Origin of the sequence: Virgibacillus sp. M23 (genome assembly GCF_034190895.1) — a bacterium.
GTDB classification, from domain to species: Bacteria; Bacillota; Bacilli; order Bacillales; family Amphibacillaceae; genus Virgibacillus; species Virgibacillus salarius.
Genome location: NZ_JAWDHA010000416.1, coordinates 1 through 255, shown reverse-complemented (window position 1 = coordinate 255; position 255 = coordinate 1). Strand labels below are relative to the sequence as shown.

The window sequence follows — 255 nt, the reverse complement described above, 5'->3', positions numbered from 1 at the left end:
AATACACAGTCTCTTAGACCAATACGAGCTCTATCAGAGCCAATTAACCGAACTGGACATGGAAATTACAGATCTCATGAAAGACATTCCAGGCGCCCAGGAAATGATGAATATTAAAGGGCTGGGGCCAATCACCATAGCCACCTTTCTCTCTGAGGTCGGAGACCTCAAAAAATATGACCATCCACAACAGCTGGTCAATATGGCAGGTTTGTCGTTACGAGAACATAGTTCAGGGAAGTTCAAGGGACAAAC

General features: G+C 44.7%; 1 protein-coding gene. It reads left to right on the top strand.

The genetic code is table 11. From position 1 onward, the window contains the following. Positions 1-255: transposase (locus RVS70_RS23490; protein WP_321135111.1), on the top strand; the 255-nt coding region annotated here is incomplete at both ends.